The organism is Paraburkholderia sediminicola, assembly GCF_046027825.1.
Classification (GTDB): Bacteria; Pseudomonadota; Gammaproteobacteria; order Burkholderiales; family Burkholderiaceae; genus Paraburkholderia; species Paraburkholderia sediminicola_D.
Genome location: NZ_JAQQDU010000089.1, coordinates 1 through 19,964 on the forward strand (window position 1 = coordinate 1; position 19,964 = coordinate 19,964).

Sequence of the window (19,964 nt, forward strand, 5' to 3'; positions counted from 1 at the left end):
GCAGGCTGCGGAAATACCCGAAGCAATCACGAGCGGCTTTCCTCCCGAAGGGGAAGCTGTAGTCGTTTTTTCACCATCCGGGAATTGATTGCCCGATTCCCGTCTCTGGTGGCTAGTCGGTGCCGCTTTTAGCCCCGATTTAGCTTATTGCGCCACCTGCGTACGGATTTGTCCCAAGGTGCGCATACGAACCAGGTTGTACGCCGCCATCGTCAGCACAAACATCTGGTCCACTTTCTTCAGGCCGCGCACCATCACCTGACGCATGCCCCCAACCGTCTTGGCCCAGCCGAATCCCTGCTCAATCAGCTTGCGCTTTTGCTGCGAGATGGCGTAGCCCGCGCTTTGGGCAATCGCATCCGGCACCGCCGAATGGCGTCCCGACTTGTTCTGCGCCACATGCGGCGCGACCTTCATGTCCACACAGGCCTCCACGAATTCCTGGGCGTCATAGCCCTTGTCAGCTCCGAGCGTGATCTCGCGCGCCGGGTCATCGAGCGCCTGTCTGGCATCATTAATCATGATCCTGGCGGCTTCGCGCTCGGCATAACCATCAGCGATCGTCACCACGGCATTGGCCACCAGACCGTGGCGGTTGTCGCTCAGGGTATGGCCCATGTAGCGCAATTCACTGGCTGCGCCGCCCTTACGATAGAGTCGTGCATCAGCATCGGTCTTCGACTCATGGGTGTCGTTGCTGCGCTTCTCGCCTTTGAAGTTGCCCCCATCGCCGTTGCCCCCATCGCCGTTGCCCCCATCGCCGTTGCCCTGGTCGTCATCGTCGCGGCGCACAAAACTTTTGTGGCCGGCCCACGCTTGAATCAATGTGCCATCCACACTGAAGTGCTCGCCTGAGAGCCAGTGCCTGTTCTCGGCGATGCCCACAACCTCGTTAAAGAATTCGATGACCGCGTCGTGTTTAATCAGCCGCTCGCGGTTCTTGGTGAAGACGGTGGGCACCCACACGGCATCGTCCATCGACAGCCCAATGAACCAACGAAACAGCAGGTTATATTGAACCTGCTCCATCAACTGCCGCTCCGAGCGAACGCTATAGAGCACCTGCAACAGCATCGCGCGCAGCAGCTTCTCCGGGGCAATGCTGGGGCGCCCACCTTTGATCTCAGCCTCGTACATCCCGGCAAACAAGCGGTCCATCCTGGCCAGCGCTGCGTTGGCCATCTTGCGAATCGAGCGCAACGGGTGATCGGCTGGAACAAAGTCCTCGAGCTTACGCAAGGTGAACAAATTCTCGGTAAAGGTATCGGCGCCGCGCATCATCTCTCGGGGTTAGGGCTTCATCACAATAACGTTTCAGCCGCCTCATCCGCTGACTCATCAGCATCGGTATTTCCGCAGCCTGTTAGGCGATGGGAAGCGCTCACGCGCTACCTGGTTGATGGGCAGGTGCCCATCGATAACAATTGGCTGGAAAACCAGATTCGTCCCTGGGCCCTGGGACGCTCGAACTGGCTGTTCGCTGGTTCACTGCGAGCGGGACAACGCGCCGCCGCGATCATGAGCCTGATCCGTAGCGCGCAGCTCAACGGTCACGACCCGTACGTCTACCTGAAAGACGTCCTTACCCGATTGCCAACTCACCGGGCCGATCACATCGCTCAATTACTGCCGCATCACTGGCGTCTGCTTCCGGCCTGAACAGGCTACACCGTGCCTTTGCCGGGCGCTTACCTTCATTCTCGCTGCGTTGCCGTCGATGTGATGGCGTGACGTCGGCCGCTTGGTAAACTAATTGTTCAGGGTAGACTAACTAAAATCATTCTATGGGCACGCCAATACCAGCGGCACACTCCGCAATATCCTGGTAATTGTCAATCGTACCTTTGATGTTTTCAATCATTACGGAATATGAGGACGGCCTCGGCAGTTCGATAGGCAAATCCAGAAAATCGAATATTCGATTAAAAAATGCAGTGCGATTTCCCAAGAACTGCTCATAATAAATTTCGATAAAGTTAAATCCAGACTCAGTTAAAAAGCAAATATCATTACTTCTGGCCTCCGTCTCCACTTTCACCAGATATCTAAACTCATCGACATCAAGCGCCCACCTTCCATCGCTTTTGTATTGATTCTTGGTATTGTATATGCCACGTTTTTTTGCGACCATCCCTGAAATCACCTGCCGCGCGGCGTTACGGGTCAAGTAAAGTGCACGATATTCCCGACTCAATAAAACCTTGCTCAACTGAGGAGTCTCATCAAAGTGATGACTCAGCACTTTAAAGCCAAACGCCTGTGATCCGTCGCGCGACGCCAAATATTCCTCGCGCTTCAGATAACGATTGATTAAACGCCTGTCGTTGAGAAAATACTTGGCAACAAATTTCACCCACAATTTGTTAACCCATAGTTCGAATGGCATCATCATTTCTATCTGATCAAGAACTTCTGGCTGCTTTTTGATGAATTGCTCAAAATCAATCCTCAGAAATGGCTCGAGGGAGGGGCTTTTTATGTGACTAACATTATTCAATTCATCAATTATCGCAGAGGAGCCAGTGCGTCCCCGGGTCATAAGAAAGAACTTTTTCATACAAATTACTCGTCGTCAGTAAATATCAAAGCAAATAAATTTGCCGTGGACTGTGCGGCTCGCAGAAGCAAACCTTCACACCGGTGGCAGTAGTAAGTTCGCGGTGGCGGGTGCATCGCCGCACCTTGGTCGTAGAGGGGGCTTTGGCGCAGCGCTGCACCAATTGAGCTGAACTTGACAGTAAAGTTGACCAGCGCTGAAACGGCGCGGACCTCTCCCATCTTGGCGAGCAACATCAAGCGATTGGTGCATTCGATGAGCACGCCCACGGACACGTTGTTGCTGGCCCCTTTCATGCACCTGCCTCGCCGCTGGACACGCATGACCCGGTCCTCCACATTAGGCGGACGCACTTGGATGCTCACTATGTCGGGAATTTGCCGGCAGAGGTCGGTACCTCGCCTGCGCGATAGTCGTGCGTTGTGGCCGCGACACTGATGGGCGATCAGTTGGTGGCGCAGTTCACCGTATACATTTGTCCGACGCATGCACGATTGGATCTTTGGGGCAACAAACGATCAGCGTCCCCGAAAGTTGCTGGGGCGACTACCTCCACTCCGGCGGCGTGAGTGTCACGCGCCAAGCGACGTTTTGCACATGCAGCTTAGCACGTGGTCGGTGCGGCTTACATCTACGTGCGTGCGCAAGCGCCGACGCATAGCCGATGGCGGGACCAGTGTTGCACTTCGGATTTGATGCCGCCATAAAAAGGCCGATCATGCCGCGGCAGCACGCGCTGTTGCCTCACAACATTTCAAAACCAATGTCAATAAAATTGGATACGTGCGCGATTAACTGTCGGACTCGGGCAGCCACAACCCGCGGATAATTCTCGGGAAGCTGCGGCTGCTTTGCGTCTTCGGGTTCGCTGCTCTGGTTAGCCGCAGCATTCCCGCTGACGTGGTGCTGTAACGCCAGCGGTATGCGAAACGAATTGTTCAGGTCCCACTACCAAGCTGAGGCTCGATTCGGTTGGCCTGCCCGATTTGCGGCACCGCGGTATCGCCGACGCCGGTTTTCCCGCGCGGCGCACATTCTTTCGAAGCCTGCGGCGACGAACGCGGCGTAGCGCTACGCTGGGCGTTCATCTACGGCGTCTCAAAACGAATAGCCGCGCGCTTTGCCATGCCCCTCATCCGCAACCTTATCGGTTCCTCGATGAGATGGTGAGCCGCTGCGGATGCCGCAATCAGTAGTGCAAGCGAAACCAGCAACAGTACTCGGTTGTCCACGAGTGCCGGCCACATGCTGACAATCTGGTCATGGTGATGGATGAGTGGCAGGATGATCAGAGCCTGCAACGAATAGATGCAGTAGCTGATCTTTCCAAGCCATACGACCACATCACTTCCCATCAGAGTGGCCACTACGCCATTGCTCTTCGATAGAAAATAGATGGCCATCGCGACGGCCGGCAAGACCAGCCAATTGTGCGTTACGTAGAGCGATCCAACGGGGCTTTGCGTGCCTAGATATACAATCAGTCCGACGACGAGCGCAGCCGCGACAATCGCGGTTGTGCTTCTGGGAGCAGAGCCGCGTCGCGCGACGATGCAAACGCACACGCCTAGAACGAACTCCGCCAGTCGAAAAATTGGCATCGAATAGAAGATGCTTGGCGAGTTGTCGAACAGCAGAAAGGTGAGACCCGGCAAAACGGCTGCGGCGTAGGCCGAGACCATGACCACATACAGATGGTGCCCCTTGATCTTGTACAGGCCGGCAAGAATCAACGGCAAAAGCACGTAGCAGAATGCTTCCACGCTGATTGACCAACTCGCCCCGTCGTTCCAAAGGGGGAAAAACTGCGGAAACCAAGCCTGAATGACAAACACGTTCGCCAACACCAGCGTGACCAACTGTCCCGCGCCACGCAGGAACGCGCCATCGTGCAAATTGATGCCAATCCACGGCAGCGTCAGGACAGCGGAGAGCGCATAAATCGGGTAGATGCGCGCTACTCGATTACCAAGGTACTCGCGATAGGAGATGGCTCTCTCCGAATATTGATAGGCAAGAACGAATCCGGAAAGAACGAAGAAAACACTCATGCCTATAGCTCCCTGGCCGATCAAGTTGGCAAGAAAGTCCGAATGAGCGAATGGCCACCTTATCTGAATGTGGAAAAAAAAGACAAACAGTGCGGCGACGGCGCGCAATCCGGTGAGGGAGCGCACCTCGAGTCTTTGATGCATGCTTGAAGTTCTGCTGTATTTGATTGGCGAATGTTATCACTCTCACCTTTCAGCAGATCCGCCCCTCCATTTGACGCCCGCCATCATCGTGCCATCCCATGCTCGTGGGACGGCACAGCAGCTTTTGCCTCGGCTCCACCTACTGGTAGGCAAGGAGAAATCGCTGGCAGCTAACCTACGACGCTGACGGTCTTCGACGAGGCAGCGAATGCAAAGCCATCCCTGTCCCCGTTGCACTCATCCGAGACTTGATCCCCGGGTACCGGGCAAGGCGGACTGCGGCACCGGGTTCACCCCCAAATCCTCAAGCGCGGCTATCAGCGCGCGCGGCGAGATAGCGAAGCTCTCGTGCATCAACTCGACATCTCGCACCGTGTATTCATCTCCGGCCTGATACATAGGATGTTCACCCCCGAGAATCTTGTACTCACAGCCCGCGAACGCCGCGAGATTCCCCTGCATGCAAAATCGCTTTCCATACGGCGACGCCAGACCAACGATTTTGCAACCCGGGTTGCAGAAAATCGCGTTGCTAAATGCCGCCCCCAATGGTCCGACGATTACAGCCGCATCGGCAAAGAGTCTCACCTGCGCCTCAAACGTGAGTGAACCCGTGTCGACGCATTCGAAACCATAATCCGTCAGCACTGCCTCAATTTCGCTCATGTTTGTGATATTTCTCGCACCCATACGGGCAAGAAATATTTTCCTCGTCGACCGAGTATTTTCTATAGCAAAACTTCCAAAAACTGCGTTACGGAGAAATGTTAGCGTCGAATGACAGAGCGCACTCGCCTTCCAGAACGGAATTTCAAGGGTATCCGGCAGAAATGTAGGAATCGACGGGATATGAAGTTTCTCGACTTCCAGCAAGGTGCCCTTCTTGAAAGCATAGACAGGCCAGTTCGGGCAAACTGCAGCCAGCGATTCAAACTCCTGAGGGTACATACTCGCGTCGACAATCAACGGCACCTTGTGTAGATCTGATAGTGGCAGCACCGAATAGATTCGCGCAAGATACTCTATCAACCAGTGATAGTAGTTTGGGCTGCATCGACCGCTAATCAGTATCCCCTCAGGTATCGTCGCTCGATTTTCGTATTCATACCATACCACCGCCGCGTCGGTATTCTTGATTCCGGCGACGAACGGCCAACTTCCTGCAACGAAATCATTACGCGGGTCCCCTGCCGGTTCGTACAAAACGAAGTGGCCTTGCGCAATAACCTGAAAACCGCCGATGATCAATGCATTCGATATTGATGCGACCCACTTCTTTGGTAGCTCGACAGTTCGAGGAGTACAAGACGCATCTTCGCCGATTATCTCCGGTTCGCAAAAGCGAAATGGTTTTGCCGGTTCTATGGGCGTAACGGATGCCCAATCGAATTCTTCATTGGCAAGATTCGCAATCGGCAGACGTTTCACGTATATCTTTGCTTGTCGGCGCCGCACCAGATACTGCTCGATCAAGATAACAACCCGCACGAGGCGACGGCGGCCACCTTTAGCGAATCCGAAAATTACCTCATGACCGAAATGCGTCTGCGCGATTAACTGTCGCCGAGTCAGAGTTGACAGAAAAGCAACGACGATTTTCAGCGATCTCTTATGCTTCGCAAATTTTCGGTTTGGCGATCGCCCTTCCCAAAATCCATTCCGCATATAATGGGTGACCGGATCGAGGCCGGCCGATGCCACGTCCGGATATTGCATCAAATAGTAATCGGCATCGAATGCTATCAGGCGTCGGATAATGCTACGCAACACCAACGTTACTCCATCCTTGCAGGATGCAAGCCAACGATTTGGTGATCTGCCTTCGCGAAAACCATAGATGACGTAATGTTCGACTGGATCTAATTTTGCAGTCGCGACATCCGGATAGCGCTTCAGGTAGTAATCTTTGTCGATTAGATGTAGTAAAGAGACAAATTTAACCAATAATATTTTGACAGGACTCGATAGGGATTTCATAGTATCGGAAGGCAGCCTTGACAGATCCGGAAAGGCCTCTAGGCACTGAAGCGAACGAGTAAGCCGGCGTGTGGTGATGAGGAGTTATGGCCCACACAGGCCGGCGCGTGAGCCTCAGGAGGCAGCATGTTGCAAGGGCAGGAACTTACGATATTTTGTCCGAACGCGCTCGTACGCGTCCCTTCCGTAGATAAAGAAGTGATCCAGATCATCCGAATGGGTAATTTGCGCGCCAAATCGTTGATGAAAAGCAACTACACGCTCGTTTGCTCGCCGCACGTCAAAATGCGATTGCTTGAATCCAAGTGAATAGAAAGCGAATTCATAAACGTTGAGTGCCGACTCGATCGCGACGTGGCTCGGCGCGTCCGATCGGATTAACCAACTGCCCCAGCAGAAAGAATCGCCGCGATAGTCGTAAATTCGAACCGTTCCAACCGGGGTGCCATCACGCAATTCGATAATGAAATAATGTTCACTGCCTGCCCGCTCGCGCTCCTTGTATCCCGCAAGCCACGCGACCTGGTTGTCTATATCGGCCGTTGTCTTGGAAATAAAGCGGTTGAGTTGTTCGTCACTCCGTAGCGACAAAATAAATTCGGCGTCAGATGGCTCCGCATATCTGAGGCAGATACTCTTGCCAACAACAGGTGTCGACGGCCGAATGACGTGTCGATGGGACATAAATTACTCTCCGATGACGAAACAACGTTACTACGCACTGCACGCCACTTCGCCCTTCGCCGACTGGCACTGGGCGCTCAATTGCGCTGAAATCGAATTGGACGGCACGCGCCTGCCCGCTCAACTGCCGAGCCCAACACGAAGCAGGGCTGACTCTCGACACACACGGCGGCAGCAATTAGTATACTACGCTACCCCGGCCTCTGGCCAAGGGCCGATGCCACTCCCAGGCTGAGCGCCGTCCCGGAAAGTACGCGCACGACCGGCGTTTTCAGCAACATGCGGTGACAATGGCCTTCGTCTATTTCCAGTCCGAGTTTCCTACATGATCAGCGTCAACGACTGCCAAATACTGGAATTTCCCCGAATTCTCGACCCTAGAGGTTCTCTGACCCCTATCGAAGGCGAGGTCCAGGTTCCTTTCGATATCAAACGCGTCTATTACATCTACGACGTCCCGGCGGGAGCTAACCGCGCAGGCCATAGTCACCGCGAGTTGCAGCAGGTGCTGATTGCGATTTCCGGAAGCTTTGACGTGCATGTTGACGATGGCGTGCAGCGGAAAACCTTTCACATGAATCGCCCGTACCTTGGGCTATATGTCCCTAAGATGATCTGGCGGGAAATCGACAATTTTTCAGCGGGTTCGGTCTGCGTTTCTCTTGCTTCGGCTCGCTACGAGGAATCGGACTACTACCGGAACTACGAGGATTTCTTGCGCGCTGTGAAGGAAAACCCATGACCGTCCCGTTCCTTGATTTATCTGCTGCGTACCAGGAACTGAAGAGCGAACTCGACGGCGCCTATCGACGTGTCATGGACTCCTCGTGGTACATCCTCGGCTCTGAAGTCACCACCTTTGAAAAGGAGTTCGCGCAATTCTGCGGCGCGCAGCATTGTATCGGGGCCGGGAATGGCCTCGATGCGTTGCACCTGATCCTGCGCGGACTGGGAATTGGCCCTGGGGACGAGGTCCTGGTTCCATCAAACACGTTCATCGCAACGTGGCTAGCCGTGACACATGCAGGGGCGACCCCGATTGCGGTCGAACCGGACTCCGCAACGCACAATATGGATCCTGCGCGCGTCGCGAAAGCCATTACTGCTCGCACAAAAGCGATCATCCCGGTGCATTTGTATGGGCAGCCAGCTGACATGGACCCCATTCTGTCCATCGCTCGCGAACATGGCCTGAAGGTGGTCGAAGATGCTGCGCAGGCGCATGGTGCTCGCTACCATGGCCGCCGCACCGGCGTTCTCGGATGTGCTGCCGCGTTCAGCTTTTATCCCGGCAAGAATCTCGGCGCACTTGGCGATGCCGGGTGTGTCGTGACTGACGACGCTGAGCTTGCCCAGAGAATTCGCGAACTCGGCAATTACGGCTCCGCGCAGAAGTACCACCATGAGGCTGTCGGATTCAATACGCGTCTCGATGAATTGCAGGCTGCTTTTTTGCGCGCCAAACTTGCAAGGTGCGATGAATGGAACAGTCGGCGGCAAGCGATTGCAGCGCACTACCAGACCCGCCTTAAAGGCGCCGATCTGATCTTGCCACACGTTATTAGCGCGGCCGTGCCCGTGTGGCATCTTTTCGTGATTCGCGTACAGCAGCGCGAAGCAATCGCCAGGAGCCTCAGCGAGCAGGGCGTTGCAACACAGATCCACTACCCGATTCCGCCATCGCGTTCCGGCGCGTACGCATCTCTGGGCCTCGAAGCCGGCAGCCTTCCGATCGCGGAAACACTGAGCCGCGAGGTCCTCAGCTTGCCGATCGGCCCGCATATGTCGATCGAAACGGCAGACAGAGTGTGTGACGCGCTCCTTACAGCCCTGGATGGGCATGGATAATTCGACAGGGCGAAGCGGTCTCTATCCGTCGGTCGGGCATCTGTTGAGCGATGCAAATGCGTGCGTGGCCGCCAATGATATTAACGGCGCGCTACAACGGGTTCTGCAATTCGTGCAAGCGGTCATGCGAAATCCGCGCACGATCGCGAAAATCTTTGCCGACCATTCACTGGACCGCTTCTGCCAGAGCGTCGGCGCACGCGTCCTTGCTGCCTTACCGTCTGCAGATATCGCTCCTGCGAACGCCACGATGGCAGCCGGCCCCGTCTATCTGGCGACCGAATTGTACGCAACCGGTGGCCACACGGCCGTCCTTGAGGACTTGCTCAAAAGCGGATGCTTCCCGGGGCCGCCAACCATCCTGCTCACAAACGCGCGCGGAAGCGCCGACCTTGAAGCGATCAGGCACCGGTTTGCGTCACACGGAGTCAACATCGAGTGCGCTCCAGATGGCAATCTCGAAAGCCGGCTGGTATGGACGCTTAAGCGCCTGCAGATGTTGCGACCGACGCATTTGCTGCTGTTCAATCATCACGAGGACAGTGTCGCGGTGGCTGCGGCACAACCTGGCCTGGCGGGGCAGATCATCTTCCACCACCACGCCGACCACCACCTGTGCCTCGGCGTGACATTGGACTACGATCTCCACGTCGACCCATCGCCGATGGGATACCACAACTGCCGCGATCAACTCGGCGTGCAAGACAACGTATACTGGCCGTTGACGGTGGAAGATCGAGGTGCTCCCGCCCTGCACCATCGCACGCTGACAGCGGGCGGCGCACTGCGCACATGCTCGTCGGGCACGCGCAACAAGTTTGAGCAACCGTATCAATTCGACTACGGCAGCATCGTGCCGCGCATACTCGAAGTCACGAAAGGCACACACGTGCACATCGGGCTCTTGTCGGAATCAACGCTGGACCGCATGGCCGAAGGCATGCGGCGCGCTGGCGTGCCTGCGGAACGACTCACCTACATCGAGTGGGTCCCGAGCCTCTGGCAGACAATGCAGGATCAGCATGTCGACGTGTACCTTGGCTCTTTTCCGGTGAGCGGTGCGCGAGCTACGGTCGAAGTATTGGGATCCGGCACACCCGTGATCGCCCACCAGAGCTACCTTTCCCGATTCCATGGCGGCGAGGACATGCTGTATCCCGAGGCGTTCTCGTGGACAACGCCAGACGAACTGCTGACCCACCTGGCAAACCTCGGGCCGGAGCGTGTTCGAGAAGAAGCACTTTGGGCGCGAAGGCGTTATGAGCAATCCCATACGCTAGACGCGTTACGCACCGCGATACACGCAGGACTTGACGCGCCGCCCCCTCCACCCTTGCGCGCGTATACTGCGGATCCACTGCAAACTTTTCTCGACGACATGGAAATCGTCGAACGCGAGCTCGTATCGGTCAACAGTCTTCACGCTGAAATCGGTGAGTTGAGGACTGAACTGCGTCACTCCCGGGAAGCTCTCTCGGAAATTCACGCTTCGCGCTCGTGGAAATTGGCGACCACAATCTGCAGACTCGCCAATAAAATCCGGTCCTATCAAGTGCCCCTGTAACGGCAACTCCTTAGCGATCCGCTCGTCCATGGGCTCCATCTGTTCGATATCGCACGCCGGACATGCTTCCCCGGCCCAGTCGTTCCAGCGCTCCTGTTGCACGCGCGCTCATGTTATGACGGGCGGACCCGCTCTCGACCTCTCTTTTTGACGCTATGTTCGACTCCTCTGAACTCCCTCCGATCGATCTTTCGATCGTTACCTTTAACTCCGAGCGGTGGCTCGACGAGTTCTGGAAGAGTCTTTCTGCCCAGCGCTATCCACTCGAAAAGATATCGCTGCTGATTCGCGACAACGGATCGAGCGACGGAACGATCGCGGCGTTGCGTGAATTCATCGGGGAACACGAGCACCAGTTCGCATCCATTTCGCTCGTCTGCGGCGAAAACGTAGGATTCGGCCGAGGCCACAATGCGAATCTTGCACGCGGCAACTCGCCGTTGTTTCTCGTAACAAATGTCGATCTGACTTTTGAAGAATCGGCGATCGTACGCGCAGTGCGAACGGCGGCCACGGACGGCGGGAACGTGGCTGCATGGGAATTTCGGCAAAAACCTTATGAACATCCGAAGTACTACGACCCGATAACGCTCGAAGTCAATTGGGCATCGAGCGCCTGCATATTGTTCCGACGCTCAGCGCTCGAGCAAGTAGGCGGCTATGAACCACGGCTATTCCTGTACGGCGAGGATGTCGAGCTCTCGTATCGACTGCGCGATCACGGGTACGTGCTTCGATATTGCGTCGACGCGGTGTGCTGGCACTACACCTATGAAACCGCCAACGAGTTGAAGCCCGCCCAGTTTTTTGGCAGCACGGTGGCCAACGTACTCTTAAGGCTGCGTTACGGAACACCGAGCGAGATTATCGCCGGTTTGTCAATGTATTTTGGACTTCTATTGATCCCACTGCCGATATCGGGGCGCTTGAAAGGATTGTTGGCGGGATTTCGCAAAATTGCGCGTGATGGCTTTTACTTTTTGCGCACGCGGAAGAAATCGGACATCAAGTTTTCGTTCCGGGGGTGGGACTACGAACTGTCGCGCGAAGGCCCGTTTTTTGTCTTCGGCTCACTTCCAGAAGACGTTCCCCTCGTGAGCATCGTCGTCCGCACGTGTGCCGGACGTTTGGGTAAGCTCAAGGAAGCCGTGCGCTCGGTGCAGAACCAGACCTACCCAAGAATCGAACTCGTCGTCGTCGAAGATGGCTCAACGCAAGCCCAGGCATTCGTCGAAGAAGTCGAGGCAAGTCACTCGCTGACGGCCGTACAGTACCACTCCATACCGAAAGGCGGGCGGTGCGTGGCAGGGAACGCCGGACTCGCCGCGACAACCGGCACCTATGCGTGCTTTCTCGACGACGACGATCTGCTGTTCGCGGATCACATAGAGGTGCTTGCGCCCCGGCTGTTTGAACGACCAGATCTCGCCGCAGTATATTCACTCGCCTTCCAGATCGAAACCGAGGTGGTGAACCACGAACCTTGGCAATATCGCGACCTGAATCGATATGTTGCCTATCGAGAGCGCTTTTCCCGAGCGGCGATCTGGCACCACAATTTCATACCTATTCAGGCTATCCTTTTTCGGCGCGAGCTGTTTGACCGATACGGCGGCTTCAACGTGGACCTCGATCGACTCGAAGATTGGGATCTTTGGGTGCGGTACTGCCAGAGCCAGGACTTTGAATTGATCGAAAAGGTAACATCTGCCTATCGCGTGCCGGCCCGAGACGCGATGGCAACGGCAAGACAACAGGAACTCGACGACTACTATCAGAAGGCGGTCAGTGCGCGCGACAACATGGTCGTGCAAATGACCCCGAACCAGGTGATGGAGTACGCGACCGAGCTTGCGAAGATTATGTATCCGATTGCTGTCTCGAGAAGCCGCCTTCGCTCCATTGCCATGCGGGTTCCCGGAATCTGGACGCTTCGCCGACTGTACCTGACAGGACGCGGCGTCGCGGGGCGCATCAAGCGCAAGGTCCGCGGCGAGCGTGCCGAACGCTAAGTACTGCTAGGCCAAAGAAGCCGTATTGAACGTGGAGCGCGGTATAATTATCGGCCTGTCGATCACTGGAGGCACCGGAGTCGAGCTCTTAGCACATTGGGGCGCGTGCTTCGCGTAGCCAGTTCCTGCGACCGAATCAATGCGTAGAATGACTCCGATCTTGCGATTGACTGACGGATCGAACCGGAGCGTGTCTTGTCGGAGACTGGGCATGCTTCGGCTCTTGCTTGGACTTAACTCGCCTGTGCATAACTGGAAATCCATGGTGTTTGCATCCGTTTGCCCTTGCCGGGCCCATCCTATCTGCCGAATTGCCGGTATCACGTCGGTCTAAACAATGCTAGCAAAAGAGTTGTATGACTATCGACATGTGCTGTATCAGCTAGTAACGCAGCAATTGCTGGCACGCTACCGCAAGACGATTTTCGGGTATCTGTGGACCATACTGAACCCGCTGATGATGATGACCGTCTCGGCGGTAGTCTTCTCACACATATTTCGCTTCGGCTTGCGCGATTACGCCATTTTCCTCTTTGCGGCTACAGTGCCGTGGAATTTCTTCAACAGTTGCTTGACTCAGGCCGGTAGTGCAATCGTCACTAACGAGAATCTGATTAAGAAGGTCTATATTCCGAAACTCATTTTCCCAATATCGACCGCCACTGGAAATTTGCTGGACTCGCTCTTTGGCCTTGTTGCCTTGTTCGTTATCGCCTTGATTATCGGAGCGCACGCCAGTTGGGCACTGTTTTTTTTGCCGCTCTCGTTTTTGATTCTGTATGGCTTTGCACTCGGACTGGCCCTCATTGTCGCCGTTATGATGGTGTACTTCAGAGACTTACAACACCTTATCGGTGTGCTACTGCAGGCACTATTCTTTTTAACGCCGATTATGTATCAGACTGATGCACTCTCCCCAAGACTGCAAAACGTCATACGATTCAACCCGCTAGTCTACTTCGTAGATCTGTTTCGAGCTCCCATTTACCGCTCCGTACTGCCGTCGACCACCACAATCGGCATTACGATTGGATTGGCAGCCATAAGTCTCTTGATCGGGCTTAAGGTATTCCGGTCGTACGAGCACAAACTCATCTTTAGGCTTTGATTATGTCCCGTATCGAGGTAGCGAATGTTTCGCTAAGATTTCGCCTCTATCATGACAAAACACCGAGCTTGAAAGATTATATTACGCATTTCTTTCAGCCGAAGTCCCACGCCAAGTTTACCGATTTCTGGGCGCTGAAGGACGTGAGCCTCACCATGGAGCGCGGTGATCGTGTGGGTATAGTTGGTCACAATGGTGCCGGCAAGAGCACTTTGCTGAAGACTATTTGCCGCATCTATACAGCACAGTCCGGCAACGTAAAAATCAGCGGGCGCGTTGCTCCGTTGATTGAGATCGGTGCCGGATTTAATCCAGAGTTCAGCGGCCGCGACAACATTTATTTTAGCGGCAGCATTCTCGGCTATTCGAAAGATGAGCTGAAACGGCTTGAAGGAGAAATCATCGCCTTCACTGAACTGGAAGAATTTATCGACACGCCGGTAAAATATTATTCGACAGGCATGTACATGAAACTGGCGTTCGCGATTGCTACCGCCGTACACCCTGAAATACTCATCCTCGATGAAGTATTTGCCGGCGGCGACGCGTCATTCGTTCAGAAGGCCAAGAGTCGGATGACTGAATTCATCGACAATGCGAGCATCATGGTTTGCGTGTCCCACGACATGGATCTTCTGAGGACGTTATGCAATCGGGTCGTTTGGCTTGATCATGGCCAGGTAAAAGCCGACGGCAACCCGGATGAAATCATTGCGCAGTACCTTGCGGCGCGCTGACCAGCGTTGGCACACGGCGGCATTATTGAAAAGCGAAGTTTCTGCGGTTCCGTGCTGCAGTTTGGCCGCAGCAGGGTTGGTGTTGGCAGGCTGACTGGATCGAGAGGCACCTCATTCGTTGGCGGCTCAGAGTAGACGGCCTGAAATTAGTCTGGTGCTACAGGCACCCTAACCAGGAGCGTCACATGTCCGCCCAAAAGCGTGTGGGATTCTGGTTGGATGGGTTGATACGCTGTGCTGCCTGCCACCACCGGCGCAAGCCGTAATCCATTCTGAACACGTTACTGTGAGAGCGACGCGACGCAAAGCCGCAATGCTTCGCGCCAGTCAGGCTGACGAACCTTGAAGGTTGTAGCCAACTTGGCATTCGAAAGGCGAGAATTTTTCGGGCGCCGTGCGGGCGTAGGGTATTCACCCGACGTAATCGGTGTGACCTTAGTCTGTGCAGCCAGCGTCGCGAGTTCGAAAATCGCTTCGGCGAACCCTGCCCACGACGTGAATCCAGACGATGTCAGGTGATAAATCCCTGAGCGCTCGGCCCACCAGTCGGCGTCGCCAGCATGCTCCAGGAGCCCCAATGCTGCAATGTGGGCACTTACCGTTGCAATTGTGCGCGACCACGTTGGCGCTCCCACCTGATCCGACACAATCCGCAGTTCAGGCTGGTTTCCAGCAAGCCGCAGCATTGTGCGCAGAAAATTGTGACCGCGCGTGCCATAGACCCAACTCGTGCGGAACACCAGATGCATCCCGCCTACTTGTTCAAGCGCTCGCTCGCCAGCCAGCTTGCTCGCACCATATACGTTGAGCGGCCCTACCGGATCACTTTCTGCGTAAGCACCATCTTTAGTGCCATCGAAAACATAGTCCGTTGAGTAGTGAAAGACAACTGCTCCGATCCGTTTAGCCTCTTCGGCCAGCACACCGGGCGCCGCACCATTCAACCGCATCGCGGCATCCACGTCAATTTCAGCCTGATCGACCGCCGTGAATGCAGCGGGATTCACAATAAGCGCTGGGCGGACGTCCCGCACGACGCGCTGGATCTGGTCGAAATTCGCCAGGTCCAGCGTGTGTCGATCTGGCGCGACCACCCGTCCGAGTCCCTGCAGGCTGCGCAGCAATTCGAAACCGACTTGACCAGTCGCCCCGGTGACAAGAATGATGGGTTCTGAGGTGTCAGACATAGGGTAAAGAGCTTGAAAACATATGTCGCCGCGTGCCCGTGCGTTTCGCCAGATTGCGCGGTTAAGCACCGGAACACGCAACTATAGGAGCCGTGGTTGAGCGGCCGAGATCAGCTATAAAGCGAGCGCACACGGCCGACTATCTCAAAAATCAACGCACTACTTTCGATTCGGGCACTAACTTGAACATCCTTCAACCATGCGTTCATTCATAGGTCTCGGCATCCACAAAACGCCGCCCCGCCGCATCCTTTGCCGCTAGAATCGGAGCGCCATCGATCGGCCATTCGATACCGATGTCAGCATCGTTCCACAACAGACAACGCTCATGTTCTGGGAACCAGTAGTCGGTGGTCTTGTAGAGGAATTCGGCTACCTCCGACAGCACGACGAAACCGTGCGCGAATCCGGGCGGAACCCACACCTGCCGATGATTCTGAGCACTCAAGTGCACGCCAGCCCACTTACCGAAATTCGGCGAACTCTTGCGCAGATCGACCACGACATCAAACACCTCGCCTTCAACCACACGTACAAGCTTTCCCTGCGCGTGCTGAATCTGATAGTGCAGGCCGCGCAACACGCCCTTCGCGGACCGGGAATGGTTATCCTGCACAAACTCAACGCCAGCTTCTACATGCTCGGCGAACTCCTGCGCATTGAAGCTTTCGAAGAAAAAGCCACGTTCGTCGCCAAAGACCTTCGGTTCGATGATCTTGACTTCGGGGAGCACGGTAGCGGTTACCTGGATGGCCATGCGACTTGGTCCGTAAGAAGGTTTTGCAGATATTTTCCGTAGGCGTTCTTCGCGAGCGGTCTGGCTAGCGCGGACAGCTGCTCTCCATCGATCCACCGCTGACGGTACGCAATCTCTTCCGGACACGCGACAACAAGGCCCTGACGCTTTTGCAGCGTCGCGATAAACGTCGCTGCTTCGATCAGCGAGTCGTGCGTACCCGTGTCGAGCCACGCATAGCCACGCCCCATGATCTCGACATTGAGTGCGCCGTTGGACAGGTAGCGGGAATTGACGTCGGTAATTTCAAGTTCGCCGCGCGGCGAAGGCTTGATGTCCGCGGCGATATCGCAAACCTGATTGTCGTAGAAGTACAGCCCAGTGACCGCGTAGTTGGAACGCGCCTTGACCGGCTTCTCTTCGATCGACACCGCCCGGAACCGCTTGTCGAATTCGACAACACCGTACCGCTCCGGATCCTGCACGTGATACGCGAACACGGTAGCGCCTTGATCCTGCTTATCGGCACGTTCCAACTGTTTTGCCAGATCGTGTCCGTAAAAAATGTTGTCGCCGAGAATCAGCGCCGACGGATCGTTGCCCACAAAATCACGGCCGATGATGAACGCCTGTGCGAGACCGTCCGGCGAAGGCTGAACCGCGTACTGAATGTTCATGCCCCACTGGCTGCCGTCACCGAGCATCGCCTCGAAACGCGGCGTGTCCTGCGGCGTGGAGATGATCAGCACGTCACGAATACCCGCCACCATCAGCGTGGACAGCGGGTAGTAGATCATCGGTTTGTCGTAGACCGGCAGCAACTGCTTGGAGACGACATGCGTAATCGGATACAGGCGCGTGCCCGATCCACCCGCGAGAATAATGCCTTTGCGCGCCATTGCCGTGCCCTTACGCGCGCTGCGCGTAGTTGGTCTCAACCCAGTTCCGATACTCGCCCGAAGCGACTTCGTCAGACCACGCCTGATTGTCCAGATACCACTGAACCGTCTTCGCGAGACCTGTTTCGAACGTCTCAGCCGGCTTCCAGCCGAGTTCGCGCTCGAGCTTGCGCGCGTCGATCGCATAACGGCGGTCGTGGCCGGGACGATCCTTCACGTACGTGATCTGGTCGCGGTACGAAGCACCCGCCTTCGGACGCAATTGATCGAGCAGGTCGCACAGCGTATGCACGACGTCGAGGTTCTTCTTTTCGTTCCAGCCGCCGATGTTGTACGTCTCGCCTGGCGTGCCGCGCGCGAGCACTTCGCGGATCGCGCTGCAATGGTCGCCGACATACAACCAGTCGCGCACGTTCTGACCGTCGCCGTAGACCGGCAGCGCCTTGCCGCTGAGCGCGTTGGCGATCATCAGCGGAATCAGCTTCTCGGGGAACTGGTACGGGCCGTAATTGTTCGAGCAGTTCGTTGTGAGCACCGGCAGGCCATACGTGTGATGGTAGGCGCGCACCAGATGGTCGGAACCCGCCTTGGTGGCCGAATAGGGGCTATTCGGCGCATACGGCGTGGTTTCGGAGAATTGCGGATCGGTAGCGGACAGCGAGCCGAACACTTCGTCGGTCGAGACGTGCAGGAAACGGAACGCGGCCTTGTCGGCCTCGCCGAGCGTATTCCAGTACTGGCGGGCGGCTTCCAGCAACGTGAAGGTGCCGACCACGTTGGTCTGCACGAAATCCGCCGGGCCGTGAATCGAACGATCCACATGGCTTTCAGCGGCGAAGTGCAGCACGGCACGCGGCTTGTGCTCGGCAAACAGCGCGTCGAGCGCGGCGCGATCGCAGATGTCGGCGCGTACAAAGACATGCTTGGGATTGGCCTGTTGCGACTTGAGCGTACCCAGATTGCCGGCGTAGGTCAGCTTGTCTACATTCAGCACCGCTTCGTCCGACGTATCAAGCCAGTCGAGCACGAAATTGGCGCCGATAAAGCCGGCACCGCCCGTTACCAGGATCATGAAATTCCCTTCTAGATGTTGGTGGCAGATCGGAATCAGTTCGCCGATCTGCATACCCCGCGTTGTGGTGTTCGATTCTTGTCAACGCCCGTCGCCGCCCCTCGCGCAGCGGGCAGGCGCTCAAACGCCAATCTTATGAAGCCCTGATTATAAAGCCGCTCGGGGCAAAACCTAACACCCTAACAACTTGAAACAGCTCGACAAGTTTGGTTTCTACTGTCCCTGGATGCATTATTTGCCTCGACGCCACAAAGACAAAATAACAGATGATGGCCGCAGATGCCGTCGGTTGCGCGAGTTAAGCCGCCAACATCCAGCGCAGCGTATCCATGAATGGAATCGCCTCGACCTTCGGCACCAGCGAGCGCAGCTTGACCGGCGACCCGGCCAGCATCTTCACGTCGGTTTGTCGCACGAAAGCAGGATTGATCTGGATTTCGAGCTCATGCCCGCTCAGTTCGCTCGCCGCCGAGAGAATGTTCCGCAGCGTGTACGGCGTGCCGGTACAGACATTGACCGTCTCCGCAGCAGCCTCCGAGTCGAGCAAAGCCTCATAAGCGCTCGCCACATAGCGCACGTCCGAGAAATCACGCGCCACGTCGATATTGCCGAGCTCGATAGCCGGTTCGCGCCGCGCAAAATGCTCGACGATCTTCGGCACGAGGAAGTTCGATGCCTGCCCGCGACCGGTGTAGTTGAACGGCCGCACGATCAGAATCGGCAGCCGGTCGAACCAGGTCCGCACCATCGTTTCCATGGCCGCCTTGCTGGCGGCATAGTGATTCACCGGCGTGACCGGGAAGGTTTCGTCAATGGCGTCGCTCGTAACATTGCCATACACATTCGCGCTGCTCGCGATCAACAGCTTGCGGGGCGTATGGCCAACGGCCGCACAGGCTTCCAGCAGATTCAGCGTGCCGATCACGTTGACACGGTAAAAGTCGAGCGGATCGTTATGGCCCACGAAGCTGATCGCCGCCAGATGCACAATGTAGTCGGGCCGCGCGGTTTCGATCACCCGCCGGCATGCGTCAGGCGACGTAATGTCGAGCCTGAGGCGCGTTGGTGTTTCAGGCTCGTTGCGCCCGGCCACCGTTTCGATCACGGTATGGCCGCGGCCGAGCAGGTTGTCGACCAGATAGCGGCCGGTGAAGCCGCTCGCCCCGGTGACGAGCGTGCGGATAGGTTCGTTCGCATGAAAAGACGACATGCTTTCTCCGTTCACGAGGGTCATCCTGTTGTGTTGCAATATTGCGCGTGCCGCCTGCCGTACCGCTTACCAACGGCGCATACCGCGATATCCGTGCATCAAACGGGCTATTATGTCACGCTAACTTGCTGCACCGCCCAACGCGGCACGCCTCGTTCGTAACCGCGTGTATCGAACT

The 19,964-nt window shown here is 56.0% G+C and carries 17 protein-coding genes and 1 pseudogene; 7 read left to right on the top strand and 11 right to left on the bottom strand.

The features are described 5' to 3' along the window. Positions 1-144 precede the first annotated feature (144 nt). The gene (locus PQQ96_RS33270; protein ID WP_408300392.1) at positions 145-1,278 is read right to left on the bottom strand and encodes an IS5 family transposase; all 1,134 of its coding nucleotides are present in this window, start codon (positions 1,276-1,278) and stop codon (positions 145-147) included. A gap of 90 nt (positions 1,279-1,368) precedes the next feature. Here PQQ96_RS33270 and PQQ96_RS33275 point away from each other — a divergent pair. Then, a pseudogene (locus tag PQQ96_RS33275) lies at positions 1,369-1,659 on the top strand (transposase domain-containing protein); the annotation flags it as partial. A gap of 118 nt (positions 1,660-1,777) precedes the next feature. On the opposite strand, the gene PQQ96_RS33280 reads toward PQQ96_RS33275, so the two are convergent. The 5 genes from PQQ96_RS33280 to PQQ96_RS33300 all read right to left on the bottom strand — a co-directional run bounded on the left by PQQ96_RS33280 (position 1,778) and on the right by PQQ96_RS33300 (position 7,413). After that, positions 1,778-2,557: a hypothetical protein gene (locus PQQ96_RS33280; protein ID WP_408300393.1), complete on the bottom strand. Its 780-nt coding sequence runs from the start codon at positions 2,555-2,557 to the stop codon at positions 1,778-1,780. A 5-nt stretch (positions 2,558-2,562) separates the two neighbouring features. Continuing rightward, positions 2,563-2,853, bottom strand: coding sequence for a hypothetical protein (locus PQQ96_RS33285; protein WP_408300395.1), 291 nt, complete (start codon positions 2,851-2,853; stop codon positions 2,563-2,565). 792 nt (positions 2,854-3,645) lie between these two features. After that, complete coding sequence (locus tag PQQ96_RS33290) at positions 3,646-4,752, bottom strand: acyltransferase family protein (protein WP_408300397.1); 1,107 nt, start codon at positions 4,750-4,752, stop codon at positions 3,646-3,648. Positions 4,753-4,989: 237 nt separating this feature from the next. Continuing rightward, entirely contained in the window at positions 4,990-6,729 is a 1,740-nt protein-coding gene (locus PQQ96_RS33295; protein ID WP_408300399.1) for a glycosyltransferase family 61 protein, read from the bottom strand. 114 nt (positions 6,730-6,843) lie between these two features. Continuing rightward, positions 6,844-7,413 carry a GNAT family N-acetyltransferase gene (locus tag PQQ96_RS33300; protein ID WP_408300400.1) on the bottom strand — a complete coding sequence of 190 codons (570 nt, stop codon included), beginning with the start codon at positions 7,411-7,413 and terminating at the stop codon, positions 6,844-6,846. Between the two features lie 325 nt (positions 7,414-7,738). Here PQQ96_RS33300 and PQQ96_RS33305 point away from each other — a divergent pair, with 325 nt between their 5' ends. The 6 genes from PQQ96_RS33305 to PQQ96_RS33330 all read left to right on the top strand — a co-directional run bounded on the left by PQQ96_RS33305 (position 7,739) and on the right by PQQ96_RS33330 (position 14,682). Further along, complete coding sequence (locus tag PQQ96_RS33305; RefSeq protein WP_408300402.1) at positions 7,739-8,155, top strand: sugar 3,4-ketoisomerase; 417 nt, start codon at positions 7,739-7,741, stop codon at positions 8,153-8,155. Continuing rightward, on the top strand, positions 8,152-9,261 hold the full coding sequence (locus tag PQQ96_RS33310) for a DegT/DnrJ/EryC1/StrS family aminotransferase (protein ID WP_408300403.1): 1,110 nt from the start codon (positions 8,152-8,154) through the stop codon (positions 9,259-9,261). Before PQQ96_RS33305 ends, PQQ96_RS33310 begins: the two co-directional genes overlap by 4 nt. After that, positions 9,248-10,825: a hypothetical protein gene (locus PQQ96_RS33315; RefSeq protein WP_408300405.1), complete on the top strand. Its 1,578-nt coding sequence runs from the start codon at positions 9,248-9,250 to the stop codon at positions 10,823-10,825. Before PQQ96_RS33310 ends, PQQ96_RS33315 begins: the two co-directional genes overlap by 14 nt. Before the next feature lie 155 nt (positions 10,826-10,980). Then, the gene (locus tag PQQ96_RS33320) at positions 10,981-12,837 is read left to right on the top strand and encodes a glycosyltransferase family 2 protein (RefSeq protein WP_408300407.1); all 1,857 of its coding nucleotides are present in this window, start codon (positions 10,981-10,983) and stop codon (positions 12,835-12,837) included. 337 nt (positions 12,838-13,174) lie between these two features. Beyond that, the gene (locus PQQ96_RS33325; protein ID WP_408300408.1) at positions 13,175-13,945 is read left to right on the top strand and encodes an ABC transporter permease; all 771 of its coding nucleotides are present in this window, start codon (positions 13,175-13,177) and stop codon (positions 13,943-13,945) included. Between the two features lie 2 nt (positions 13,946-13,947). Further along, complete coding sequence (locus PQQ96_RS33330) at positions 13,948-14,682, top strand: ABC transporter ATP-binding protein (RefSeq protein ID WP_408300410.1); 735 nt, start codon at positions 13,948-13,950, stop codon at positions 14,680-14,682. 281 nt (positions 14,683-14,963) lie between these two features. Here PQQ96_RS33330 and rfbD read toward each other — a convergent pair whose 3' ends face one another. From rfbD to PQQ96_RS33355, 5 genes are all read right to left on the bottom strand, one after another. After that, entirely contained in the window at positions 14,964-15,869 is a 906-nt protein-coding gene (gene rfbD / locus PQQ96_RS33335; protein WP_408300412.1) for a dTDP-4-dehydrorhamnose reductase, read from the bottom strand. A 205-nt stretch (positions 15,870-16,074) separates the two neighbouring features. Next, positions 16,075-16,626, bottom strand: a complete 552-nt coding sequence (gene rfbC, locus PQQ96_RS33340) for a dTDP-4-dehydrorhamnose 3,5-epimerase (protein WP_408300414.1) — start codon at positions 16,624-16,626, stop codon at positions 16,075-16,077. After that, complete coding sequence (gene rfbA / locus PQQ96_RS33345) at positions 16,611-17,504, bottom strand: glucose-1-phosphate thymidylyltransferase RfbA (protein WP_408300439.1); 894 nt, start codon at positions 17,502-17,504, stop codon at positions 16,611-16,613. The genes rfbC and rfbA overlap by 16 nt, the downstream gene beginning before the upstream one ends. Positions 17,505-17,514: 10 nt before the next feature. Next, positions 17,515-18,576 (bottom strand): dTDP-glucose 4,6-dehydratase, encoded by a 1,062-nt coding sequence (gene rfbB, locus PQQ96_RS33350; RefSeq protein ID WP_408300416.1) that lies wholly within the window; start codon positions 18,574-18,576, stop codon positions 17,515-17,517. Between the two features lie 298 nt (positions 18,577-18,874). Further along, positions 18,875-19,786: a GDP-mannose 4,6-dehydratase gene (locus PQQ96_RS33355; RefSeq protein ID WP_408300418.1), complete on the bottom strand. Its 912-nt coding sequence runs from the start codon at positions 19,784-19,786 to the stop codon at positions 18,875-18,877. Positions 19,787-19,964 lie beyond the last annotated feature (178 nt).